At 75.3% G+C, this 23,686-nt stretch carries 21 protein-coding genes and 1 pseudogene; 13 read left to right on the forward strand and 9 right to left on the reverse strand.

The annotated features are described in order from the left end of the window. Positions 1 to 13: 13 nt before the first annotated feature. From I4I81_RS31145 to I4I81_RS09580, 3 genes are read left to right on the forward strand one after another with little or no spacing between them, the layout of a single operon-like run. A complete protein-coding gene (locus tag I4I81_RS31145) occupies positions 14 to 2,338 on the forward strand; it encodes a transglycosylase domain-containing protein (RefSeq protein ID WP_267461538.1) in 2,325 nt (774 codons plus the stop codon). Positions 2,339 to 2,393: 55 nt separating this feature from the next. After that, the gene (locus I4I81_RS09575) at positions 2,394 to 2,606 is read left to right on the forward strand and encodes a hypothetical protein (protein WP_218604950.1); all 213 of its coding nucleotides are present in this window, start codon (positions 2,394 to 2,396) and stop codon (positions 2,604 to 2,606) included. 16 nt (positions 2,607 to 2,622) lie between these two features. Beyond that, complete coding sequence (locus I4I81_RS09580) at positions 2,623 to 3,762, forward strand: DUF3500 domain-containing protein (RefSeq protein ID WP_226363849.1); 1,140 nt, start codon at positions 2,623 to 2,625, stop codon at positions 3,760 to 3,762. On the opposite strand, the gene I4I81_RS09585 is transcribed toward I4I81_RS09580, so the two are convergent. After that, positions 3,759 to 4,379, reverse strand: a complete 621-nt coding sequence (locus I4I81_RS09585) for a nucleoside/nucleotide kinase family protein (RefSeq protein ID WP_218604949.1) — start codon at positions 4,377 to 4,379, stop codon at positions 3,759 to 3,761. The genes I4I81_RS09580 and I4I81_RS09585 overlap by 4 nt on opposite strands. Further along, positions 4,376 to 6,730, reverse strand: coding sequence for a SpoIIE family protein phosphatase (locus tag I4I81_RS09590; protein ID WP_218604948.1), 2,355 nt, complete (start codon positions 6,728 to 6,730; stop codon positions 4,376 to 4,378). The genes I4I81_RS09585 and I4I81_RS09590 overlap by 4 nt, the downstream gene beginning before the upstream one ends. Before the next feature lie 47 nt (positions 6,731 to 6,777). Between I4I81_RS09590 and I4I81_RS09595 the strand changes: the two genes are divergently transcribed. Continuing rightward, positions 6,778 to 7,182: an MmcQ/YjbR family DNA-binding protein gene (locus tag I4I81_RS09595; protein ID WP_218604947.1), complete on the forward strand. Its 405-nt coding sequence runs from the start codon at positions 6,778 to 6,780 to the stop codon at positions 7,180 to 7,182. On the opposite strand, the pseudogene I4I81_RS09600 reads toward I4I81_RS09595, so the two are convergent. Further along, positions 7,142 to 7,571 (reverse strand): annotated as a pseudogene (locus I4I81_RS09600) (VOC family protein); the annotation flags it as partial. The gene I4I81_RS09595 and the pseudogene I4I81_RS09600 overlap by 41 nt on opposite strands. Before the next feature lie 11 nt (positions 7,572 to 7,582). Between I4I81_RS09600 and I4I81_RS09605 the strand changes: the two are divergent. Further along, positions 7,583 to 8,344: an alpha/beta fold hydrolase gene (locus I4I81_RS09605; RefSeq protein WP_218615984.1), complete on the forward strand. Its 762-nt coding sequence runs from the start codon at positions 7,583 to 7,585 to the stop codon at positions 8,342 to 8,344. Between the two features lie 24 nt (positions 8,345 to 8,368). Here I4I81_RS09605 and I4I81_RS09610 read toward each other — a convergent pair whose 3' ends face one another. From I4I81_RS09610 to I4I81_RS09620, 3 genes are read right to left on the reverse strand one after another with little or no spacing between them, the layout of a single operon-like run. Beyond that, positions 8,369 to 8,794: a TIGR03668 family PPOX class F420-dependent oxidoreductase gene (locus I4I81_RS09610; RefSeq protein WP_218615985.1), complete on the reverse strand. Its 426-nt coding sequence runs from the start codon at positions 8,792 to 8,794 to the stop codon at positions 8,369 to 8,371. Then, positions 8,795 to 9,667: an SMP-30/gluconolactonase/LRE family protein gene (locus I4I81_RS09615; protein WP_218602502.1), complete on the reverse strand. Its 873-nt coding sequence runs from the start codon at positions 9,665 to 9,667 to the stop codon at positions 8,795 to 8,797. A gap of 2 nt (positions 9,668 to 9,669) precedes the next feature. Then, on the reverse strand, positions 9,670 to 10,749 hold the full coding sequence (locus I4I81_RS09620) for a dipeptidase (RefSeq protein ID WP_218602503.1): 1,080 nt from the start codon (positions 10,747 to 10,749) through the stop codon (positions 9,670 to 9,672). A gap of 81 nt (positions 10,750 to 10,830) precedes the next feature. On the opposite strand from I4I81_RS09620, the gene I4I81_RS09625 reads away from it, so the two are divergent. The 4 genes from I4I81_RS09625 (at position 10,831) to I4I81_RS09640 (ending at position 16,249) form a co-directional block, all read left to right on the forward strand. Beyond that, positions 10,831 to 11,808, forward strand: coding sequence for a pirin family protein (locus tag I4I81_RS09625; RefSeq protein ID WP_218602504.1), 978 nt, complete (start codon positions 10,831 to 10,833; stop codon positions 11,806 to 11,808). Further along, on the forward strand, positions 11,801 to 12,109 hold the full coding sequence (locus tag I4I81_RS09630; RefSeq protein ID WP_218602505.1) for a GNAT family N-acetyltransferase: 309 nt from the start codon (positions 11,801 to 11,803) through the stop codon (positions 12,107 to 12,109). The genes I4I81_RS09625 and I4I81_RS09630 overlap by 8 nt, the downstream gene beginning before the upstream one ends. A 272-nt stretch (positions 12,110 to 12,381) precedes the next feature. Beyond that, positions 12,382 to 15,435, forward strand: a complete 3,054-nt coding sequence (locus I4I81_RS09635; RefSeq protein ID WP_218602506.1) for a DEAD/DEAH box helicase — start codon at positions 12,382 to 12,384, stop codon at positions 15,433 to 15,435. After that, positions 15,428 to 16,249 (forward strand): SWIM zinc finger family protein, encoded by an 822-nt coding sequence (locus I4I81_RS09640; RefSeq protein ID WP_218602507.1) that lies wholly within the window; start codon positions 15,428 to 15,430, stop codon positions 16,247 to 16,249. Before I4I81_RS09635 ends, I4I81_RS09640 begins: the two co-directional genes overlap by 8 nt. On the opposite strand, the gene I4I81_RS09645 is transcribed toward I4I81_RS09640, so the two are convergent. After that, positions 16,219 to 16,563 (reverse strand): DUF3817 domain-containing protein, encoded by a 345-nt coding sequence (locus tag I4I81_RS09645; protein WP_226363850.1) that lies wholly within the window; start codon positions 16,561 to 16,563, stop codon positions 16,219 to 16,221. The genes I4I81_RS09640 and I4I81_RS09645 overlap by 31 nt on opposite strands. A gap of 61 nt (positions 16,564 to 16,624) precedes the next feature. Here I4I81_RS09645 and I4I81_RS09650 point away from each other — a divergent pair, with 61 nt between their 5' ends. Continuing rightward, a complete protein-coding gene (locus I4I81_RS09650; protein ID WP_218602509.1) occupies positions 16,625 to 16,819 on the forward strand; it encodes a hypothetical protein in 195 nt (64 codons plus the stop codon). On the opposite strand, the gene I4I81_RS09655 is transcribed toward I4I81_RS09650, so the two are convergent. Further along, positions 16,801 to 18,660 carry a transglycosylase domain-containing protein gene (locus tag I4I81_RS09655; RefSeq protein ID WP_226363851.1) on the reverse strand — a complete coding sequence of 620 codons (1,860 nt, stop codon included), beginning with the start codon at positions 18,658 to 18,660 and terminating at the stop codon, positions 16,801 to 16,803. The genes I4I81_RS09650 and I4I81_RS09655 overlap by 19 nt on opposite strands. Before the next feature lie 302 nt (positions 18,661 to 18,962). Here I4I81_RS09655 and I4I81_RS09660 point away from each other — a divergent pair, with 302 nt between their 5' ends. Genes I4I81_RS09660 through I4I81_RS09670 form a run of 3 tightly spaced genes read left to right on the forward strand, consistent with a single transcriptional unit; the run spans position 18,963 to position 21,793 of the window. Beyond that, positions 18,963 to 19,658 carry a DUF4383 domain-containing protein gene (locus I4I81_RS09660; protein WP_226363852.1) on the forward strand — a complete coding sequence of 232 codons (696 nt, stop codon included), beginning with the start codon at positions 18,963 to 18,965 and terminating at the stop codon, positions 19,656 to 19,658. 9 nt (positions 19,659 to 19,667) lie between these two features. After that, complete coding sequence (locus I4I81_RS09665) at positions 19,668 to 20,591, forward strand: TIGR03854 family LLM class F420-dependent oxidoreductase (protein WP_226363853.1); 924 nt, start codon at positions 19,668 to 19,670, stop codon at positions 20,589 to 20,591. Further along, on the forward strand, positions 20,588 to 21,793 hold the full coding sequence (locus I4I81_RS09670; protein WP_218602511.1) for a trans-sulfuration enzyme family protein: 1,206 nt from the start codon (positions 20,588 to 20,590) through the stop codon (positions 21,791 to 21,793). The genes I4I81_RS09665 and I4I81_RS09670 overlap by 4 nt, the downstream gene beginning before the upstream one ends. Here I4I81_RS09670 and I4I81_RS09675 read toward each other — a convergent pair. Continuing rightward, on the reverse strand, positions 21,750 to 23,684 hold the full coding sequence (locus tag I4I81_RS09675; RefSeq protein ID WP_218602512.1) for a bifunctional chorismate-binding protein/class IV aminotransferase: 1,935 nt from the start codon (positions 23,682 to 23,684) through the stop codon (positions 21,750 to 21,752). The genes I4I81_RS09670 and I4I81_RS09675 overlap by 44 nt on opposite strands. Positions 23,685 to 23,686 lie beyond the last annotated feature (2 nt).

The raw sequence follows: 23,686 nt of genomic DNA on the forward strand, positions 1-23,686 counted from the left end.
CGGGAGGTGACCGGTGTCGGGTGCACACACCGTCGTCTCCACACGAGCGCCGGGCGGGCGCCGCCGGGCCGAGGCCGGTGCGGTCGGCTGGTGGCAGCCCCCGACGCGGCGCCGCGGTGGACCGGGTCAGGACACCCCCCGCGGCGACGGATCCGGCCGCCGCCGGGCGGCCCCCGGCCGGATCGGCGCACTCGTCGCGCGCCTGCGCCCCGGCGGTGGAGGCTCGCAGCACCGCAGGCCGGCGACCCCCGAGGAGCGCCGCTCGCAGCGCCTGCGGCTGATCCGCCGCACCGTGCTCGCCGGGCTGGCCGCGGGGTTGCTGGGCCCGCTCCTGGTCTTCGGCCTGGGTTGGGTGTTCTTCTCCGTCCCCAGCCCCACCGACGCGGTGACGAACCAGGTCGCACTGGTGTCCTACTCCGACGGCAGCCGCCTCACCCGGCTGGTGCCCGAGGAGGGCAACCGGATCGCGGTGGCCATCGGCGACGTCCCCCCGCACGTCCGCGAGGCGGTGCTCGCCGCCGAGGACCGCACGTTCTACTCCAACCCGGGCTTCGACCTCACCGGCATCCTGCGCGCGGTCTGGAACCAGGTGCAGGGCGGCTCGGGCGGCGGCTCGACGATCACGCAGCAGTACGTCAAGAACGCCCTCGTCGGCGACGAGTACTCGCTGTGGCGCAAGTACAAGGAGGTCGTGCTCGCCGTCAAGATCTCGCAGGAGCGGACGAAGGACGAGATCCTCGGCGACTACCTCAACGCCATCTACTTCGGCCGCGGCGCCTACGGCATCCAGTCCGCGAGCCAGGCCTACTTCGGCAAGCCGGTGCAGCTGCTGGACCCGAGCGAGGGCGCACTGCTGGCCGGGCTGATCCAGTCCCCGTCGCGCTGGGACCCGGCGCGCAACCCGGACCGGGCCGTCGAGCGCTGGAACTTCGTGCTCGACGGGATGGTCGCGCAGGGCTGGCTGGGCGCTCCGGAGCGGGCCACGGTCCAGTTCCCCGCGACGATCGAGCCGCGCCGGGCCGCGGCCGGGGTGCCCGCCGACGCGAACGGCCACGTCGTCACCGCCGTCACCGCCGAGCTCGACTCGCTCGGGATCACCTCCGAGGATCTCGCCCAGGAGGGCCTGCGGATCACCACGACGATCGACCCGGAGCGCCAGCAGCAGGCCGTCGACGCCGCGCAGGCGGCTCTGGAGGGGCAGCCGGACAACCTGCGCAGCGCGATGGTCGCGATCGAACCGCAGACCGGCGGGATCCTCGCCTACTACGGCGGCGACAACGGCCTGGGCCTGGACTACGCCCGCGTGCAGCGCCTCGCCGGGTCGACGTTCAAGCCGTTCGTCGTGCTCGCCGGGCTGCAGCAGGACCCGCCGGTCGGCCTGGGCGAGACGTTCGACGGCGAGGAGGTGCCCGGGCTCCGCAACGCCGAGGGGGCCGACTGCGACCGCTGCGACCTCAAGCAGGCCATGACGGTCTCCAACAACGTCGTGTTCAACACCCTCGCCAAGCAGGTCGGGCCGGAGAGCGTCGCCGCCGCCGCGCGGGCCGCCGGGATCACCGCGCCCCTGGACGACCCGAACGAGGGCATCGCACTCGGCAACAAGGAGGTCAGCGCGCTGGAGCTGGCCTCGGCGTACGCCACGATCGCCGGTGGCGGGGTCTGGCACCAGCCCCACCTGGTCAGCGAGGTCGTCACGGCCGACGGGCGGGTGCTGTTCTCCGCACCGACCGAGGGCGAGCGCCGGTTCCCGGAGCGGGTCGCGCGCAACGTCGTCGAGTCGATGCTGGAGGTCGCGGGCCAGGACGGGCTCGCGCTGCCCGACGGGCGGCCGGTCGCGGCGAAGACGGGCACCGTGCAGTCGCGGTTCGACGGCGACAACAACGACGCCTGGATGGCCGGGTTCACCCCGTCGCTGTCGACGTCGGTGTGGATCGGCACCGACATGAACACCCCGATCCGCACGTCGAGCGGCGACCCGATCAGCGGCAAGACGCTCCCCGGTGATGTCTGGCAGACGTTCATGGGCGAGGCCCTCGACGAGGCGCCGGTGGAGACGTTCCCCCCGTACCGGCCGATCGGCGAGGCGGCGTCGGACGCACCCCCCGGCGTCGACCCGGAGGCGACGCCGACCCCGACGCCCACCCCGGAGCCGGTCGTCACGCCGTCCTCCGAGACGCCCGTGCCACCGACGCCGGAGGTCCCGCAGGAGACCGACGCCCCGCAACCCGAACGGCCCCGCGAGCAGGACTCGCTGCTGTTCGGCAACGGCGGGGGCGACCCGGAACCGACGCGGACCACGCCGTCCACGCAGGACTGCTCGGTCACGCCCTGCGGCTAGGACGGCCCGGCCGGAACCCGTGTCGCCGCGCCCACGGCGGGTCTACCGTGACCGGGTGGACGACGACCCCCTGGTACGCACCTTCGAGGTGCTGGCGTGGCCGTCGGACCGGCGGATCGTCCTCTACGTCCCGGAGATCGAGGCGGCCACCACGGTGCTGTCGATGGTCGGGGCCGAGGACGCCGCCCGCTCGCTGATCGCCGACCTCACGGGCCTGGCCCCGGAGGCGATCGGCTGTCGGATCGGAGCGGGTCGGCCCCGCCCCTGACGGGTAGCATCCCCGGGTGATCACCGCAGATCCCGCCCGCGACATCGCCACCCGGACAGCGGGGGCCGCGGCGGCGTGGCTCGCCTCCCTCGACGCCGACCAGCGCCGCGTCGCGTCCGGCGCGGTCCCCGGGTCCGCCGACGACGCCGAGCGGCTGCGCTGGTTCTACACCCCCACCGACCACGGCGGGCTCACCGTCCACGCCCAGCGCCCCGCCCAGCAGCGGCTGGCGATGGCGCTCGTCGCGAGCGTGCTGTCCGAGGCCGCGTACGTCACCGCGACGACGGTGATGGGACTGGAGAACGTGCTCGACCGCACCGAGGGCTTCGTCACGGGCTTCGGTCGCGACCGCGGGCGCGACCCCGGCCTCTACTACCTGCGCGTCTTCGGCGAGCCGGGGGGTGCGGCGCCGTGGGCGTGGCGGTTCGGCGGGCACCACGTGTCGGTCAACGTCGTCGTCGTCGACGGGCGGGTGGCCGCGACGACGCCGCTGTTCCTCGGGGCCGATCCCGCGTCCTCCCCCCTGCTCGGCGGCGCGCGCCTGCGCCCGCTCGGGGCCGTGGAGGACCTCGCGCGCGACCTCGTCCGCTCCCTCGACGCCGACCTCGCCGCCGCCGCGGTGCTGCTGCCGCGCGCGCCGTCGGACATCGTCACGGCCAACCGCAGCCGGGTGTCACCCGGCGACCGCGTGATCCCGCTCGCCGGGGTGTGGCGGGCTCCGTTCGACGACGCGGGCGAGCAGGCGAAGCTGCAGCGGATGAGCGACGCGATCGACGACACGGCCGGGCTGGACGACACCGACCACGCCGCGGTCGCCCTCACCCACGCCCCGAAGGGCGTGCCCGCCTCGGCGCTGGACGCGGGGCAGCGCGAGCGGCTGCGCGCGCTGCTGGGGTGTTACCTCGACCGGGTGGCCGAGGGCCTGTCGCCGCTCCCCCGCTACGCCGACGACGCCGCTCTCGACGCCGTTCACCTGGCCTGGGCGGGTTCCACGACCCCGGGCGAGCCGCACTACTACCGGCTGCAGGGCCCGCGGCTGCTGCTGGAGTGGGACAACACCCAGCGCGACGTCAACCACGCCCACTCGGTGTGGCGCGACCCCGAGGCCGACTTCGGGCTCGACGTCCTGGCCGGACACCGGGCCGCTCACCACTAGCCGACCCGCACCACCAGGTCGGCTCGCCCCCGGGTGGCCTCGACCAGCACCGCGTTGGGGTCGTCGACCGCCGCCACCCAGGCGGCCGCCTCCGCCGGGGTCCTCCCGAACCGCACGTGCCGGGCCGTGAGCCGGGCCCGACGCAGGTCGTCGTCGACGGCACAGAACCAGACCTCGTCCAGCTCGGCGCGGACCTCGCGCCAGCCAGGTTCGTCGAGCAGCAGGTAGTTGCCCTCCGTGAGGACCACCCGGGCGGCGCGCGGCACCGGGATCGCCCCGGCCACCGCCTGCTCGAGGTCGCGCTCGAACATCGGCGCGAGGACGACGTCCTCGTCCCGCGCGCGGATCCGGCGCAGCAGGGCGACGTAGCCGCCGACGTCGAAGGTGTCGGGGGCGCCCTTGCGACCGGCGCGGCCCAGCCGGGCCAGCTCGACGTCGGCGAGGTGGAACCCGTCCATCGGGACGTGCGCGACGGCGTCGGCGCCGTGCTCGGCCGCCACCGCGTCGCGCAAAGCCGCGACCAGCGTCGTCTTGCCCGCGCCGGGGCAGCCGGCGACGCCCACCACGACCCGCCGGCCGGGGAGCGCCCCGATGCGGGACACGAGATCGGGGATCACGCGACCCGCACCGCCAGCACCACGATGTCGTCGTCGGTGTCGGCCGCGGTGTCGCGGACGAGGTGGTCGCAGAACTCGCCGAGCGGGCGGTGGGCGTGGGCCCGGACGAGCTCGAGCAGGTCGGCGTTCGCGCGGCCGTCCGGGTCGCGGCGGCGCTCGACGAGCCCGTCGGTGTAGAGCAGCAGGGTGCTGCCCGGGGGCAGGACGATCTCGCTGTCGCGGCGCACCGTGTCGGGGGCGACGCCCAGGACGATCCCGACGTCCCCGGTCAGGAACGCGGGCTCGCCCGCCGCCGACACCACGACGGGCGGCGGGTGCCCGGCGTTGGACCAGCGGAAGACGGCCTCCCCCGCGCGCTGCACCACGTGACCGTGCACGAGCGTGGTGAACCGGGTGACGGCGAGCCGGGTGGCGACGCGGTCGAGCGCCGCCACCGCCGTCGACGGCGGGTGGTCGGCGTCGGCGAGTGCCCGCAGCATGCTGCGGAGCTGGCCCATCGTCGCCGCCGCGGGGAGGTCGTGACCGGCGACGTCGCCGACCCCGACGGCGAGGTCGCCGCCGGGCAGCGGGAACGCGTCGAACCAGTCGCCGCCCACCGCGAGGCCCGCCGCGGCGGGCAGGTAGCGCGTCTCGATCTCCAGTCCGGGCGCGGTCGGCGGGTCGGTGAGCATCGCGCTCTGCAGCGCGACGGCGACCTGCCTGCTCTGCTGGAACGCGGTCGCCCGCTCGACCGCGGTGGAGGCCCGCGTGCCCAGCTCCCCGACCAGGCCCAGGTCGTCCTCGGTGTAGCGGGGCCGGTCGCCGACCCCCACGAACAGCAGCGCCGCGACGACGACCCCGCCGGAGAGCACCGGCGCCACCAGCACCGAGTGGGCGTCGACCCCGATCCCCCACTGCGCCATCTCCGGGGTCGGCTGCCAGTCGCGGGTGTCGACCCGCGGCACGTCGGCGAGCACCGGCGCCCCGCCGCGGACGCAGCGGGCGATCGGGTGCGTCGCGGCGAACACGAACCGGGCGTCGCCCATCGGCGACTCGGGCAGGCCGGGCGCGGTGCGGGACACCGAGCGGCGCCCGGTGACGCCGCCGCCCGTCCGGGACGGGTCCACGAGGTAGACGCGGCAGACGTCGGCGAAGTCGGGCACGAGCGCGTCGGCCAGCGCACCGAGCTCGCCCTCGGGTTCGGTGGCGGAGTTCATCGCGAGCGTGGCGCCGGCGAGCAGGTCGAGCCGGTCACGGGCGCGGACGCCGTCGTCGATGTCGGTCTCCGTGCCCACCCACTGCGCGACGCGGCCCTCGGTGCGCACCGGCACGGCGCGGGTGCGGAACCAGCGGTACCCACCGTCGGCCGTGCGCAGCCGGTAGACCTGCGAGAAGACCTCAGCGGTCTCCGCGGCGACGGCCTGCTCCCACGACGCGCGCCAGGCGTCGCGGTGCTGGGGGTGCACCGCGTCGAGGAAGCCCCAGCCGCGCATCGCCGCGATGCTCTGCCCGGTGATCGCGCGCAGGCCGGGGGCGTCGCGGCGTGCGCTGCCGTCGACCTCGCGCACCCACACCGCGGCGCTCGTCGCCTCGATGAGGCTCTGGTAGCGGTTGAGCGCGTGCTCGCGCTGGGCGGCGACGCGCGCGAGCTCGCGGCGGGTCTTCTCCGCCACGGTGACGTCGACGATCACGACACCGCACCCGATCATCTCGCCGTCCGGGGCGTGCACCGGGTACATGCTCATCCGCCACTCCTGCGGCGGGCCGTCCCCGTGCCAGAGCCGGCCCCGGATCGGCACGGCGGGGCGCGCCGCCCCGTCGGCCAGTACCGCGCGCAGACCGTCGGCGATGGTGGCGCCGACGGCGCCGTGCACCTCCTCCAGCGTCCGGCCGAGCCGCTGGTCGACGGTGCCGCCGTCGATGTCGAGGACGGCACCGTTGACGCGGCGGTAGCGCAGCGCGGTGTCGAAGTAGGCGAGCCCGACAGGCGCGCTCTCCCACAGCGCGTCGAGCAGCGCGAACGCCTCGTCGCCCGCCCGGGTGTCGACGACGTCCTGGAGCACCCCGACCACCGAGAGGCCCGGCACGGTGACGGGCACGGCCCGGAAGTACAGCGTCGGGCCCGACCCGCGGGCCGGGACGCGCCCGGTGAACGGGCGGCCGGCGCGCAGCTCGTCGGCGATCCGGGCGAGCGCGGGGCCGTCCATCGACGCCTCGGTGAGGCGCGTGCCCAGCACCCGGTCCGGGGGCCATCCGGTCAGATGCTCGGCGTGGCTGTTCCACAGCACGACGGCCTCGTCCTCGTCGAGCGCGAACACCCCGACCGGCAACCGGTCCACGACCCCGGCCAGAACCTCGTCCGGGCGCTCCACGCGGAGGATCGTAGGTGCCGGGAGGCCTCCGGTGCGATGCTGGGCTGGTGGACGGTACGGAGGAGCAGACCCCGCAGGATCCCGTCGCCCGGCTGCGCGCCCTGTGCCTGGCCCTGCCCGAGGTGACCGAGAAGGTCAGCCACGGCGAGCCGACGTGGTTCGTGCGCAAGGTGTTCGTGTCCCTCGCCGACCACCACCACGACGACCGGCTCGCGTTCTGGTGCGCCGCCCCGCCCGGCGTGCAGGAGGAACTGGTGGCCGCCGAGCCGGAGCGCTTCTTCCGCCCGCCCTACGTCGGCGGGCGCGGCTGGCTCGGGGTGCGGCTCGACGTCGACCCCGACTGGGACGAGATCGCCGAGATCGTCACCGACGCCTACCTGGTGATCGCCCCGAGGAAGCTCGCGGCGGGAGTCAGCTCGCGAACAGCTGCGCGGGGTCCGCGAACGCCGTGAACTCCAGCGTGTTGCCCGCCGGGTCGAGCAGGAACAGCGTCCACTGCTCCCCCGGCTCGCCCGCGAACCGCGGGTAGGGCTCGATCACGAACGCGGTGCCCGCCGCGCGCAACCGCCCGGCGGTGGCGTGGGACCCCTCGACGCCCAGCACGAGTCCGGAGCAGCACGAGTCCGAAGTGCGGCACCGGCACGCGGTGGCCGTCGACCCCGCTGTGCCCGCCCGGCCCCGCCCCCGGCGCGACGTGGGTGCCGAACCGGTGGCCGTGCAGGTCCCAGTCCTGCCGGTGCTCCGCGCCGCGGCCGCGGGCGAGGCCGAGCACGTCGCCGTAGAACGCGCGGGCGGCGTCGAGGTCGTCGACGGGGACGGCGAGGTGGAACGGGGGACGGCTACGTTCGACACGTGTCCGATCTTCCCACGGTCGCGGTGCCCGGCGGCCGCGTCGAGTTCGACGACGTGCCGGGCGACCCCGACCGCGCGCCGCTGTTGTTCCTGCACGAGGGCCTCGGGTCGGTCGCGCTGTGGCGCGGCTGGCACCGCCGGATCGCCGACGCCACCGGGCGGCGCACCGTGGCGTACTCCCGGCTCGGGCACGGCTGGTCCGATCCGCCGCCCGCGCCGCGCGACACCGGGTTCATGCACGAGGAGGCCCGTGTCGTCCTCCCCGCGCTGCGGGCGGCGTTGGGGATGGCGGCGCCGGTGGTGATCGGGCACAGCGACGGGGCGTCCATCGGGCTGGTGCACGCCGCGGGAGCGGAGGTGGTCGGGCTCGCGGTGCTGGCCCCGCACGTGTTCGCGGAGGAGTTCGGGCTCGTCGGGGTGCGCGCGGCCCGCACCGCGTACGTCGAGGGCGACCTGCGCGGGCGGATGGCGCGGCGGCACCGCGACCCCGACGCCGCGTTCCACAACTGGAACGACGTGTGGCTCAGCGACGACTTCCGCGCCTGGGACCTGCGCCCCGACCTCCCCGGCATCACCTGCCCGGTGCTCGCCGTCCAGGGCACCGGGGACCCCTACGGCACGGTCGCCCACGTGGAGGCGGTGCGCGACCTCGCCACGGGCCCGGTGCGGCTGGTGGTCCTCGACTGCGCCCACGCCCCCCACCTGGAGGCACCGGAGGAGACGACCGCCGCGCTGCTGGAGTTCCTCGCCCCCCTCCCCTGACCCCTGCGCACGAGTTCGGGCGGGTCAGGCCGTGGCCGTCCAGCCCGACCACCGTTCCGGGGTGATCACCAGGACCGCGCCGTCCGGCGGGGCCGCGGCGTAGGGCGGGTACTTCGCGCACAGCGCGGCGAGCGCGTCGGCGCGCAGCGGACCGTCGTCGTGCACCGCGGCCGTCCCGTCGACCCGCACCCACCACAGCGTCGACCAGTCGTCGGCGTAGTGGTCGGCGACCGCGGCGACGCGCGGGTCGCGGCGCACGTCGTCGAGGCGGGCGAGGCGGGTGCTGGTCTTGGGCTTCACGTCGTCGATCGCGGAGCACAGCAGGTCCCCGAGCAGCACGAACGTGAACGGGACCAGCCGTGGGGTGCCGTCGGCGCGCAGGGTCGCGAGCCGGGCGACGGGGGCGGCGGCGAGCCGCTCGCGGCGCTGGGCGTCGTCGAGGACCGGCACTCAGGGGGCCGGGATCTCGACGCGGACCGACACCAGCGCCGCCTCGCGGGTGTCGCGCCGCTCGTGCTCGGCGAACCCGGGGGCGGTGCACAGGAACAGCGTCCGCCCGTCCTCGCCGCCGAGCGCGCACGCGTACACGCCGGTGCCGACGTCGACGGTCTCGACGATCGCCCCCTGCGGCCGCACGCGGACGGCCCGGTTGCCCAGGGCGTCGGCCGCCCACACCGCCCCCTCGGCGTCGGCGCACATCCCGTCCGGCGCGATCGCGAGCGACCCGAGGACCTCGGGCACGTCGGTGCTCGTCGGGTGGTCACCGAAGCGGGCCCAGTCCCGGCGCTGCCCGAGCGAGCCGTCGAAGTCGACGGGGTAGCCGCTGATCCGGTTGCCGAGGGTCTCCGCGACGACGTACTCGCCGTTGATGAACACCGACCCGTTGGGGAAGCTCAGGTCGGTGGCGGCGACCGTGGAGGAGCCGTCGGGGTCGATGCGCACCACCGACGCGGTCCGCACGGGGGCACCCGTCATGAGGTCGAACCCGAAGTTGCCGACGAACGCGCGCCCGTCGGGGTCGACGACCATGTCGTTGAGCAACCCGGTGGCGTACCCGGAGAGGTCGGCGTGGACGGAGAGCGTCCCGTCGGTCTCGCGGCGCAGCACGCGGTGGTCGCGCATCGAGACGATCAGCAGCCGGCCGTCGGGCAGCCATCCCAGGCCCGACGGCTGTGCGGCCACCTCGGCCTCCACCCGCACGTCGGAGCCGTCCTCGCGCGCGGAGAGGACGCGGTGGGTGTAGAAGTCGGACACCCAGATCCGCCCCTCCCGCCAGCGTGGGCTCTCCAGGAACGAGTACTTCTCCAGCACGACTGTGGGCATGCTCAGATACTGCCGCTCTCGTCGGCCGCGCGCAGCACCCGCAGGGCGTTGCGCCCGGCCAGCTTGGCGCGGTCCTCCCCCGACCAGCCGCGGTCGGCCAGCGCGTCGAACAGGGCCGGGTAGCGGGAGACGTCCTCCAGGCCGGTGGGGAACTCCGAGCAGCCGTCGTAGTCCCCGCCGATCCCGATGTGGTCGACGCCGGCCACCTCGCGGGCGTGGTCGAGATGGGCGACGACGTCCCCGAGGGTCGCGCGGGGGGAGGCCGGGCCGTCCCAGACGGCGGCGAAGGCGTCGCGGGCGCGGAGGTCGTTGTGGTCGAGACCCCGGCCGGCCATGGCCTCGGCGAGCCGCTCGTCCCACTCCTCGACGGCGGTGGAGACGAAGCGCGGTACGAACGTCACCATCGCCGTGCCGCCGTTGGCCGCGAGCGCCGCGAGGACGTCGTCGGGGACGTTGCGGGGGTGGTCGGTGACCGCGCGGCACGACGAGTGCGTGAACAGCACGGGGGCGGCGGTCGCGTCGAGGGCGTCGCGCATGGTGGTGGCGGCGACGTGCGAGAGGTCGACGATCATGCCGATCCGGTTCATCTCGGCGACGACCTCGCGGCCGAACGGGGACAGGCCCCCGCAGACGGGGTCGTCGGTGGCGGAGTCGGCCCACTCGACGTTGCTGTTGTGGGTCAGCGTCAGGTAGCGGACGCCGAGGCGGCGCAGCATCCGCAGCACGGCGAGCGAGCCGTTGATGCAGTGCCCGCCCTCGGCGCCGAGCAACGAGGCGACCCGGCCCTGCGCCGTCGCGGCGGCCACCTCGTCCGCGGTCGTCGCCGGGGCCAGCTGGTCCGGGTACCGCGCGACCAGGCGGTGCACCAGGTCGATCTGCTCCAGCACCGCGGTGACGGCCGCGTCGCCGGTGTAGGAGCAGGGCACGTAGACCGACCAGAACTGGGCGGCCACCTGCCCCGCCCGGAGCCGGGGCAGGTCCGTGTGGAACTGCGGTTGGGGCTGCGCCACGTCGGCATCACCCCGGGCGCGCAGCGCCCAGGGCAGGTCGTTGTGGCCGTCGACGAGGTCCAGGTCCGGCATGGGCCCCAGTATCGGGAACAATCGGCGCCCGCGCGCCGTTCTTTGTTGCGCTTGCAACAACTTTACCCCGGAGGTCCTGCGATGCCCGCCGTCACCGTCCCCGACATCACCGTTCTCCCCCGGGTCGCCGCGCCGGACGCGACGGCCACGGACCGGCCCGTCCGCTCGATCACCACCGCTCCGACCGGGTTCGAGGGCGAGGGGTTTCCCGTGCGTCGGGCCTTCGCCGGCATCGAGCTCCGCGATCTCGACCCGTTCCTGATGATGGACCAGATGGGCGAGGTCGAGTACGCGCCCGGCGAGCCCAAGGGCACGTCGTGGCATCCGCACCGCGGCTTCGAGACCGTGACGTACATCATGGACGGCGAGTTCGAGCACCAGGACAGCCACGGCGGCGGCGGGTCGATCACCAACGGCGACACGCAGTGGATGACCGCGGGCGGCGGGCTGCTGCACATCGAGCGGCCACCGGAGGCGCTCGTCGCGAGCGGCGGGCTGTTCCACGGCCTGCAGCTGTGGGTCAACCTGCCCAAGGCGGACAAGTGGCTGGAGCCGAAGTACCAGGACCTGCGCGGCTCCTCGGCGGCCCTGGTGACCACACCCGACGGCGGCGCACTGATCCGCGTCATCGCCGGCGACCTGGCCGGGCACACCGGCCCGGGTTCGACCTACACCCCGATGGCGATGATGCACGCCACCCTCTCCCCCGGCGCGCAGGTGCGGCTGCCGTGGCGGCGCGACTTCAACGCGCTGGTATACGTCCTGTCCGGGGACGGCACCGTCGGCGCCGACCGGCGGCCGATCCGGACGGGGCAGGCGGCCCTGTTCGGGCCGGGCGACGCCCTGTCCGTCGCCGCGGCCGACGCGCAGGAGTCGCGCCTGGACGGCATGGACGTCGTGATCCTCGGCGGCGCCCCGATCCGGGAGCCGATCGCGTGGGCCGGGCCGTTCGTGATGAACACCAAGGCCGAGGTCATGGCCGCGTTCGAGGATTACCAGAAGGGCAAGCTGGGCGTCGTCCCGGCGACGTACATCCCGCACGGCGGCGCCCGTGGCTGACGCCGAGGTCGTCGAGGTCGTCGAGGTTCCGGAGCGGTCCCGGTTCGAGGTCCGCGTCGACGGGGCGACGGTCGGATTCGCGGCCTACCGCCCCGTTCCCGGGGGTCTCCGGTTCACCCACACCGAGGTCTCCGACGCCGTCGCGGGCCGGGGCCTCGGCGGGGTGCTGGTGCGGTCGGCCCTCGACACGGCCCGCGCCCGCGGCCTCGCCGTGCACCCGGACTGCCCGTTCGTGCGGGGCTGGATCGCGAAGCACCCCGAGTACGCCGACCTGGTTCCGACCGACGGGCGGGCGCGGTAGGACCGCCCGGCCCACGCGCACCCTCCGGCGGGCCGCGCACGCTCGACCCGGCCCGCGCGCACCGTCTCGCGGGCCGCGCACGCTCGACGGTGCGCGTCGGCACCGATCGTGCGCGCCGGGCCCCCCGGCGCGGGGCCGGTGCGGCCGCGACCTCCGCGACCACGCGCATCCCTTCACCCCCCGCGCACCCTCGACCGTGCGCGTAGCAGCGACGGGTGCGCGGAGCCGGCGGCGGGCACCGGACTGTCGGGGGGCCGTCGTAGGTTGGGTCCGTGCTCGCCGTCCACGCCCTCTGGTCCCCCGGTCGGGGCGTGCTGATCTGGGCCGAGGACGGCGAGCGGCCGGCCACCGGTAGCAGCCGGTCGCTGCGCTCGGCCCGGCCGCACCCGTTCGCGGTGTCGTCGGCCGGCCTCGCGGCACTGCACCCGGGCAAGGCCACCACGGTCTCCCTGCTGCTGCCCTCGCGGGCGGGCGGGCCCCTGGCCTCGCCGGAGCTGGTCCGGGCCCGCGACACGTCACCGCGGGGCGGGCCGGTGCTGCGGCCGTGGTCGGTGCCCGCGCTGGTCGTCGACGTCGCGGAGCTGGAGGACCCGGTCGACGAGGTGCGCTACGGCGCGTCCGTCACCCACCTGCGCGCGGTCGCCGCGACGGCGGCCGACCTGGTCGCGCGCGGGCGCGTCCTGCCCACGCTGGTCGCCGGTGAGGCCCGGTGGCGCCCCGTCGTGCAGGGCCTCGACGCGGTGGCCGTCGACACGCTCGCGTCCGCGATGCCGCCGGTCGGGCGCGCCGAGCACACCGGCACCCGCACGGAGCTGATCGGCCCCGACCCGGGCGCGCTGGTGGCCGATGCGCTCGCCGTCCTCGTCGACACCGGGGTGCGCGACCGGCTGGCCCGCACCCCCGAACCCATCACGATCGCGCCGGCGCGACGGAGCAGGTCACCCGTCACGGAGGCCTGGCTCGCCGCCCTCCTCACCCCCGACGCCCGGGTCGACGCCGGCGAGCGCGAGCAGGGCCGCCTCGCCGACGAGCTCGCGGCGTGGGACGCGTTCGGCACCGCCCCCACCGGCGAGGGCCGCGCGAGCTTCCGCCTCGTCGAGGAGCGCACGCTGCACGACCCGTCCGACCCGGGCGAGGACCTCGACGACCAGACCGGCGACGGCACGCGCTGGGTCCTGGAGTTCCTGCTGCAGTCCAGCGCCGACCCGAGCCTGCAGATCCCCGCCGAGCAGGTCTGGGACGGCGCGGCGGCGCGGCTCATCGCGGAGCCCCAGGAGCTGCTGCTCGCCGAGCTGGGGCGCGCCGCACAGGTGGTGCCGTCGCTGGCCGACGCGCTGCGCTCGGCCCGCCCGTCGCGCCACGAGCTCGACCTCGACGGCGCCCACCGCTTCCTCACCTCCGACGCCGCACTGCTGGTCGGGGCCGGGTTCGGGGTGCAGCTCCCGGCGGGCTGGGACGGCGCGCGCACGGTCGGGCTCACGCTCAGCGCCCGCAGCACCCCCACCGACGGCGTGATCACGCGCGGCGGGCTGGGCCGCGAGGAGCTGGCCGATTTCGCCTGGTCCCTCGCCGTCGGCGACGAGGAGCTCTCCGAGGAGGAGATCGGTGAGCTGGTGGCGGCGAAGGCGCCGCTGGTGCGGCTGCGCGGGCGCTGGGTCAGCGTCGACGCCGACCGGCTCCGCGCGGGCCTGGAGTTCCTCGCCACGGCGCGGCGGCGCGGCCGGGCCCCCACCGTCGCCGAGGTGCTCGCGGTCGCCCAGCAGCACCCCGACGACCAGGACGCGCCGCTGCCCGTCGCCGTGCGCACCGACGGCTGGATCGGCGACCTGCTCGCCGGCCGGGCCGAGACCGCACTCGCCCCGATCCCGCCGATCCCCGGGTTCCGCGCCGAGCTGCGGCCCTACCAGCAGCGCGGCGTCGCATGGCTGGCGTTCCTGGCCCGCCTCGGGCTCGGTGCGTGCCTGGCCGACGACATGGGCCTGGGCAAGACTGTGCAGCTCCTGGCCCTGGAGGCGCACGAGCGCCGCGACACCGACCCCGGGCCGACGCTGCTGCTGTGCCCGATGTCACTCGTCGGCACCTGGCAGCGCGAGGCCGCGAAGTTCGCCCCCGGCCTGCGGATCCACGCCCACCACGGCCCCGGCCGCCCGCGCGGCGCCGAGCTGACGGAGAAGATCGCCGCGTCCGACCTCGTCGTCACGACCTACGCCACCGCCACCCGCGACGTCGAGGACCTGGAGTCGAGGCCGTGGCACCGGCTCGTGCTCGACGAGGCCCAGGCCGTCAAGAACAGCCGGGCCACCCACGCTCAGGCCGTGCGCCGGTTCGTCGCCGGGCACCGGGTCGCGCTCACCGGCACGCCGGTGGAGAACCGGCTCTCGGAGCTGTGGTCGCTGATGGACGTCCTCAACCCTGGCCTGCTCGGCACGTCGGAGAAGTTCCGGGCCCGCTACGCGATCCCCGTCGAGCGCCACGGCAGCACCGAGGCCGCGGAGCTGCTGCGCCGCGTCACCCGGCCCTACCTGCTGCGCCGGCTCAAGACCGACCCCACGATCATCGACGACCTGCCCGAGAAGATCGAGATCACCCAGCACTACCGGCTCACCCGCGAGCAGGCCTCGCTCTACCGCACGGTCGTCGACGACATGATGGAGAAGATCGAGGACAGCCAGGGCATCGAGCGGCGGGGCAACGTCCTCGCGGCGATGACCAAGCTCAAGCAGGTCTGCAACCACCCCGCGCAGCTGCTGCACGACGGCTCCGCGGTCGGACGGCGGTCCGGGAAGATCATCCGGCTGGAGGAGATCCTCGGGGAGATCCTCGACGAGGGCGACCGCGTCCTGTGCTTCACGCAGTTCACCGAGTTCGGGCACCTCCTCGTGCCGCACCTCAGCGCCCGCTTCGACACCGATGTCGCCTACCTGCACGGCGGCACGCCGAAGAAGCGCCGCGACGAGATGGTCGCGCGGTTCCAGGCCGGTGAGGGCGCGCCGGTCCTGCTGCTCTCGCTCAAGGCGGGCGGCACCGGGCTCACGCTCACCGCGGCCAACCACGTCGTCCACCTCGACCGCTGGTGGAACCCCGCGGTGGAGAACCAGGCCACCGACCGCGCGTTCCGGATCGGGCAGAAACGCAACGTCCAGGTGCGCAAGTTCGTCTGCCCGGGCACCGTCGAGGAGCGCGTCGACGAGATGATCACGAAGAAGAAGGCGCTCTCGGAGATGGTCGTCGGCGACGGGGAGGGGTGGCTCACCGAGCTGTCCACCGAGTCGCTGCGCGAGGTGTTCGCGCTGGGCAGCGAGGCGCTGGAGGACGTGGATGGTTGAGCCGGACCCCTTCTGGTGGCGCGACGAGGAGTCGTCGGGGCCCCGCCGCGTCGAGGGCGGCATCCAGATCCGCAACACCCGCGGCAAGGTGGCGCGAACGTGGTGGTCGGGGCGGTTCCTCGCGGTCGTGGAGTCGCTCGGCATCGGTGGGCGGCTCTCCCGCGGCAGGTCCTACGCCCGCGCCGGGCAGATCGTCTCCCTCGACGTCGACGCGGGCGGCGCCGTCGCGCAGGTGCAGGGCAGCAGACCGCAGCCCTACAAGGCGCGGATCGGGGTGCCCGCGTACGGCAAGGCCGAGTGGACCCAGGTCCTCGACACCCTGGCCGCCGACGCCTCCTACGCCGCGGCCCTGCTGGCCGGGGAGATGCCGCGCGGGATCGAGGACGTGTTCGACCGCGCCGGGCTGAGCCTGTTCCCCGCCACAGCGCGCGACCTGGTGATGGACTGCAGCTGCCCCGACTTCGCGGTGCCCTGCAAGCACCTCGCCGCGGTGTTCTACGTGCTCGCGGAGCGCTTCGACGCCGACCCGTTCCAGATCCTCGCGCTGCGCGGGCGCGACCGCGAGACCCTGCTCGACGACCTGCGCGCGCGGCGCGGGTCCCCCGCCCCCACGGGCGTCACGCCACTGGCGGACCTGCTCGACACCTACTTCGTCGCGGGCCCGGGGCTCGGCGAGCGGATCGCCGGGCCGCGGACCCCGTCCGACGCCCTGCTCGACCAGGTGCCGGAGTTCCCGGTGGCGGTGCGCGGGGCGTCGGTGGTGGAGCTGCTGCGCCCGGCCTATCAGGCGCTGGCCGACCCCGACGGGGAGTAGTCCAACCGTCCGGTCCGCCGCACCCAGCGCTCGAACCACAGCGTCGCCAGCGGCGGGATGCTCACGGCCAGCGCGACCACCAGCGTGCGCAGGTCCCAGCGGAACACCCGGGCGGTGACCAGCGTGACCACGACGTAGGCCACGAACAGGGCGCCGTGGATCGGGCCGAACACCGTGACGCCGATCGGGTTCCCGACGGCGACGTACTTGAAGAACATCCCGACCAGCAGGCCGACCCACGAGCAGGCCTCGGCGATCGACACCGCGCGGAAGAGCCGGGCGGTCAGGGGCGGGGACAGGACCGGAGCGGACACGCGACCAGTCTGCCCGGTTTCTACAGGGCGTCGAAACTCGGGGTGGGGCATGATCGGCCGCATGACCCGTGTCGTCCCCACCGTCCTCGGCGTGCTGCTGCTCCTGGTCGGGGCGGTCTGGACGCTGCAGGGCGCGAACGTGCTGCCCGGGAGCTTCATGACCGGCTCCCGGTTCTGGCTGGTGGTGGGGCTGGTGTGCGTCGTCGCGGGCGTGGCGCTGCTGGTCCGGGCGGTCCGTCAGCGGGCGTCCAGGTAGCGGGGGTCCGGGTCCGGGAGGTCGGCCACCGGCTGCCCGGCGAGGATCGGGCCCATCGCCCGGTAGAACGTGCGGGCCGGCACCGTTCCGCCGAACAGCGTGCCGCTCGCGCAGCTGCGCGGGGGTGACCCGTCGCAGATCGGGCGGGGCGACGCCGAGTCGTCGAAGGTGATCACCGCCCCGGCCAGCTGCGGCGTCGCCCCGACGAACGCCGCCGACTCCTGGTCCTGCGTCGTGCCGGTCTTCGCCGCGATCGGCCGGTCCCACCCGCTCGACGCCGCGGCGGACGCCGACGTGCCGCCCGGGGCGGCGTCGCGGCTCAGCCCGACCATGAGCGTGTCGGCGAGGCCCGGGTCGACGGCCTGCGTGCACGGCGGCTCGGTCAGCGCCACGGCGTCGCCGTCGCGGTCGGTGACCGAGGTGATCGGCGTCGGTGGGCACCAGGTGCCGTGGCTCGCGATGGTCGCCATGACGTTCGCGAGCTCCAGGTCGCTCGTCGGCGACACCCCGAGCGTGAACGACGCCTGGTCCTCCTCGCGGGCGACGTCGGCGGTCGACCGGCCGTCGGGGCCGGGGGTGTCGAGCGAGGTGAGGCCGAGGCGCTGCGCCATGTCGACGGCGGGCGCGACCCCCGTCCGCCCCTCCAGCTCGACGAACGCGGTGTTCGGCGACTGCGCGAGCGCGTCGGTGAGCGAGAGCCGCGACGGGTAGGTCCCGGCGTTGCGGACGGGCGAGGGGCGACCGTCGGCACCGCGGTAGTTGGGCAGCGTGGAGCCGCCGGCCGGGACGTCGAGGACGGTGTCGATGCCCGCGATGCCCTGGTCCAGCGCCGCCGCCGCGGTGAAGATCTTGTAGACCGAGCCGGCGCCGAGGTTCTCCGGCACCACCGGCAGGTCGTAGGCCGACTCCCCCTCCCCGTTGCCGAACGGCCGGTTCGCCGCGATCGCCACGACGGGGTGCCGGTCGGCGCCCGGCGCCACCACCGACATGACGTCGGCGACGTGCGAGGTGCCCGGCGGGGCCTGCGCGGTCAGGGAGGTGACGAGGTGGTCGAGCGCGGAGCGGTCGAGGGTGGTGCGCACGGTGTACCCGCCGCCCGCGAGCTGCTCCGGCGACAGTCCGGCCGCCTGCAGGTAGGAGCTGACGTAGGCGCAGAAGTACCCCGCGTCACCCGCTGCGCTGCAGCCCGCCCGCGGCACCCCGACGTCGCCGACCCCCAGCGGCTCGGCGGCCGCCGTGGCGTACTGCGCGTCGTCGATCGCCCCCTGGCCGTGCATCGCGTCGAGGACCAGCCCGCGCCGGGCGAGTGCGGCGGCCGGGTGCGCGACCGGGTCGTCCTGCGCGGGGCTCTGCACCAGGCCGGCCAGCAGCGCGGACTGCGCGACGCTCAGCCGGTCGGGCGTGGTCCCGAAGTACGCCCGTGCCGCCGCGCCGACCCCGTACGCACCGTGGCCGAAGTACACGAGATCGAGGTAGCGGGCGAGGATCTCGTCCTTGCTCAGCGCGTGGTCGAGCTGCACGGCCAGCTCCGCCTCGGTGACCTTGCGCGCCACGCTCGGCGCCACCGCGGCCGCGCGCTGCGCGTCGGTGGTCGCGGTGACGTAGAGCTCGTAGTTCTTCACGTACTGCTGGGTCAGTGTCGAGCCGCCCTGCTGCGCTCCCCCGCTCGCGTCGTGGACGAACGCGCGCAGGGTGCCGATCGGGTCGACGCCGCCGTGGTCGAAGAACCGCCGGTCCTCGATCGCGACGATCGCCGCCCGCATCGCCGCCGAGACGGAACCGGACGGGATGCGGAACTGGTCGTAGAGATAGGCGATCGGCGCACCGGTCGAATCGGTCACGGTGCTCGCTTCCGGGACGATTCCGGAACGCAGTTCCGGGGACAGTTCCGTCGCCGATCCGCTCGCCCGTTCCGCCACCAGGCCCAGGCCTCCGACCAGCGGCAACGACATCAGCGCGGCCACCAGGCCCCCCGCCATGACCAGCCCGACCAACCGTGTTCCCGCACCCGCTCTCCGCACGGTCTCCGGTCTACCATTCCCGCGCGATCAGGCGTCGGATCGGACGGAATGCCTTTCCGCGACATTCCGCGCGGCTCGGCGTCGAGTGGCGGGACCGGGCGAACGGGGTCACGCTGGGTCGTGTGAACAACTCTCGGCGCGATCCTGAACCCGGCACCCGGTTGGGGCTCGTGCACCGGATCGGGGCGGTGGCGTTCGCGTCCGGCCTCGTCGTGTTCGGCGTGCTCGGCCTGGTCAACCAGCTCGAGCTCTTCACCACGAGCGGCACCCCGATCCTCGGGCTCTCCTCCAACGGGCTGCTCTCGGTGATCAGCCTCGTCACCGCGGCGCTGCTGGTGGCCGCGGCGGTCCGCGGCGGGCGGACGGCCTCGACGGTGACGTTCGGCATCGGCGTCGCGTTCCTGCTCTCCGGAGTGGGAGGTGTCCTGGTGCTCGACACCCCGTTCAACGTCCTCGCGTTCCGGATGTCGAACGTGATCTTCAGCCTGCTCGCCGGCGGGCTGCTCATGGTGCTCGGCGCGTACGGCCGGTTCACCGGCCGGCTGCCCGACGACAACCCGTACCGGCAGGCGGGCGAGAGCGGGGCCGCCGACGGGGTCGACTCGGATGCCGCCCCGCTGCCCACGATCTACCCGCACGCCGACGACGCCGTGGCGGTGCGCGACCTCGCCGACGCCGAGCGCGCGGTCGCACAACACAGCGCCACCGCGGAGCAGGCGGCGGCCGTCCACGCGATCCGCGACGTCCGCAGCGCGGAGGACCGGCTCGTGGCCTGGCGCTCCGCGACGGGCCCCGCGACGGAGCCGTCGGCGGGATAACGTCGCGGGGTGCCTCCATCACTGCTCCAGTCGAAGGCCCACACGCAGTCGAAGATCCGCATCGGCCTGGGGTCGGTGCCCCACGACGACCTCGGTGACTACGTCGACGCGTGCGAGGAGTCGGGCGTCGACTCCATCTGGCTCCCCGACTTCGCCTCCTCCGACGCCGTCGACCCGCTGGTCGGGCTGGCCTACGCGGCCGGCCGCACGCGGCGGCTCAAGCTCGGCACCGGCGTGCTCGTCCTGCCCGGGCGCAACCCGATGCTGGTGGCGGCCCAGCTCGCGTCGCTCGTCGCGCTGGCGCCGAAGCGGATCCTGCCGACGTTCGGCGTCCGCGCCGTCGGAAAGCGCGACCGCGGGCTCTACCCGGTGCCCGGCGAGCGCGCCGCGGTGTTCGACGAGGCACTGGTCGTGCTGCGACGGCTGCTGTCCGAGCCGTCGGTCACCCACCACGGCGAGTTCTTCCACCTCGACGACGCCGCGGTCGGCCCACTGCCCGCACGCCCGCTCGACCTGTGGCTGGGCGGGAGCGCCCCGGTCGCGCTGCGCCGGATCGGGCGCCTCGCCGACGGGTGGCTCGGCGCCGCCGTCACCCCGGCGGAGGCCGCGGAGTGCCGGGCCGGGATCGAGCGCGCCGCCGCCGACGCGGGCCGCGAGATCGAGGACGACCACTACGGCACGAACATCACCCTGCTCCCGCCCGGCACCTCCGACGCCGACCGCGCCGCGGTGCTGGCCCAGACCGCCCAGCGCCGCCCCGACGTCGACCCGGCCCTGCTCGTCGCCGACGGGTGGGCCGCCGCGCGCACCCAGGTGCGGGCGTTCGTCGACGTCGGCGTGACGAAGTTCGTGGTGCGCCCGCTCGCGCCGGTGGCGTCGTGGCGCGGGTTCGTCGAGGAGTTCGTCGCCGAGCTGGGTCCGGAGCAGACGTGACGGAGCGGCACCTGGCCACCCGGGCCGTCCACGCCGGCAACGCCGTCGACCCGGGCACCGGCGCGATCCGCCGCCCCCTGGTGGCCGCGAACTCCTACGCGCTGCCCGAGGACCCGTCGGAGCTGAGCTGGTCGGGCACCGGCACCCCGCTCTACACCCGCAACGGCGGCGCGAACCAGGGCTGGCTGGAGTGCAAGCTCGCCGCGCTGGACGGGGGCGAGGCCGCGTTCGCCACGGCCACGGGGGTCGCGGCGCTGCACGCGGTGTTCTTCACGCTGCTGCGCACCGGCGACCACGTCGTCTGCTCCGACGTCACCTACGCCGCCACGTACCAGCTCCTCACCGAGCTGCTGCCGGCCAAGTACGGCATCACGACGACGCTCGTCGACACCTCCGACGTCGCCGCGGTGCGCGCGGCGATGCGTCCGGGGACGCGGCTGGTGCACGTCGAGAGCCCGGCCAACCCGACCACGAAGATCACCGACGTGGCCGCCGTCGCGGAGGTCGCGCACGAGGGCGGCGCGCTGCTGTCGGTCGACGCCACGTTCGCCACACCCGTCCTGCAGCGCCCGCTGGAGTTGGGCGCCGACCTCGTCGTGCACTCGCTCACCAAGTACGTCAACGGGCACGGCGACGCGATGGGCGGCGCGGTGATCGGGGCGGCGGAGCTGGTCGACCGCATCCGGCTGGAGGCGGGCGTCAACGTCGGGGGCACGATCAGCCCGTTCAACGCCTGGCTGATCATGCGCGGGGCCGTGACGCTGCCGATGCGGATGCGGGCGCACTGCGCGGGCGCCCAGGTCGTCGCGGAGTTCCTGGACGCCGACCCGCGCGTGGCCTACGTCGCCTACCCCGGGCTGGCCTCGCACCCGCAGCACGCGCTCGCCGCCCGCACCCTGGACGGCGGGTCCGGCGGCATGCTCGCCTTCGCCGTGCGCGGCGACCCGGCCACCCAGAACCGGTTCGTCGCGGCGCTGGAGCTGATCACCTCGGCGGTGTCGCTGGGGCACGACGAGACCCTGATCGTGCACGTCGGCACCGACGGCCCGCGCGTCGCCCACTACCCGGAGGAGTTCCGCCGGTGGGGCCACCTGCGCCTCTCGGTGGGCCTGGAGGACCCGCGCGACCTGGTCGCCGACCTGGAGCAGGCGCTGACCCTCACCCTCGGTCCGCGTCCAGCAGCTGCGCCGCCCGCACGGTGACCGGGTCCGGCGCGGTCCAGGTCCGCCCGGGCACCGAGCGCACCCACTGCACCCCGCGCAGCGCGTTGAGCAGGAACATCCCGTCGGCGCCGGCCAGCTCGCCGAGCGCGGGGGCGCGCAGGTCGTAGGGCAGCTCGGCGGTGTCGAGGACGTCGAGCAGCGCGCGGCGGGCGGTACCCGGCAGGATCCGCCCGTCCAGCGGCGGCACGGTGACGCGCCCGCCCAGCACGACGGCGACGCCGGAGCGGGTGGACTCCAGCACCACGTCGCGGTCGTCGACCAGCAGTGCCGCCTGGTCCGGCCCCAGCGGTGCCTCGACCGTCGCCGTCCAGTCGCGGTCGGCGGACTTGTGCCGCGGGGCCCCGGCGGGTCCCAGGCGGTGCACCACCAGGTCCAGGCCGGGCTGCGCGGCGAGCGGCACCGGGACGAACGGGGCCGCGCGCACCGCGAGCCTGCTGTCCGGCGACGCGTCCACCCGGACGCGGGCGGGGCCGGGCGGACCGGTGGTCATCGCGGCCGCCACGTCGGCGTCCAGGGGCCGTCCGTGACACTCGGCGAACGACGTCTGCAGCCGCCGCACGTGCTCGGCGACCCGCCGCGGCCGCCCGTCCACGGCGAGCAGGGTCTCGAACAGCCCGGCGGCGGGGTCGGCGAGCCGGCTCGGCGCCGGGTCCGGCGGCCACGGTGCGGCGCCGAGCGCGGCGAGCAGCGGGGCCGCCTTCGTGCGGCACTCGGCCCACTCCTGCACCGGGGTCGAGTCGACGGTGACGCCGCCGCCGACCCCGAGCCGCGCCGTGCCGTCCGCCGCGACCTCCAGCGTCCGGATCGCCACCGCGAGCTCGACGCCGGCGAGCGGGCTCAGGTACCCGAGCATCCCGGTGAACAGCCCCCGCGGCTCCGCCTCCAGCTCGCCGATCAGCTCGACCGCCCGGATCTTCGGGGTGCCGGTGACCGAGCCGGGCGGGAAGGTCGCCGCGAGCAGCCCGGCGTCGTCGGTGTCGAGGGTGCCGCGCACCGTCGACACCAGGTGCCACACCCCGGGGTGCGGCTCGATCTCGAGCAGCCGCGGCACGGTGACGTCGGAGCAGACGCGCGCGAGGTCGTTGCGCATCAGGTCGACGATCATGACGTTCTCGGCCGCGTCCTTGGTCGACGCGGCGAGCCGCTGTCGCTCGGCGGCGTCGTCGGGGCCCCCGGTCCGCGGGCGGGTGCCCTTGATCGGCGAGGTCTCGACGGTGCGCCCGCGGCGGCGCAGGAACAGCTCGGGGCTCGCGCCGACCGCCGTCCGGCCCGGATCGGCCACCAGTGCGGCGCGGGCGGGTGCGTGGGCCTCGACGAGCCGGGCCCAGGCGTCGTGCGGGGACCCGTGCAGCCGCCCGTGCACGTGGCAGGCGATGTTGGCCTGGTAGATCTCACCCCGCCGGATCGCCTGCACGCACCGCTCCACCGCGACGACGTGCGCGGTCCGGTCCGGGAACGCGGTGACCTCCAGCCGCGCGGGGACGGTCCGGGCCGGCCGGCGCAGGTCGGCGGCCAGCTCGGCGGCCCGCCGCCGGGCGGCCGCGGCGTCGAACGCGCCGTCGAGCAGGGCCTCGTGGAACCAGGCCGTGCCGTCGAACCGGAGCACGTCGCGGTAGGACGCCCACGAGTCGGTGCCGTCGAAGCCGCGGTGGCCGAACCAGCCCCCGCCGACGGCGTCGGGGTGCGCCGGGTCCGGCGCGACGGCGGGGAGCGCGGGGAACAGGTCGCCGGGCACCGGGTCGCAGGTGACGAGGCCGCCGGTCGACCAGTCCCCCGCCCAGGCGGTGACCCGCTCCCGGTGGGCGAGGCGCCGGGCGGCCTCACCGACGCCGAGTCCGGGGAGGTCGAGCGGGACGACGTGCAGGATCACCG

It is taken from the genome of Pseudonocardia abyssalis (genome assembly GCF_019263705.2).
Lineage (GTDB): Bacteria > Actinomycetota > Actinomycetes > Mycobacteriales > Pseudonocardiaceae > Pseudonocardia > Pseudonocardia abyssalis.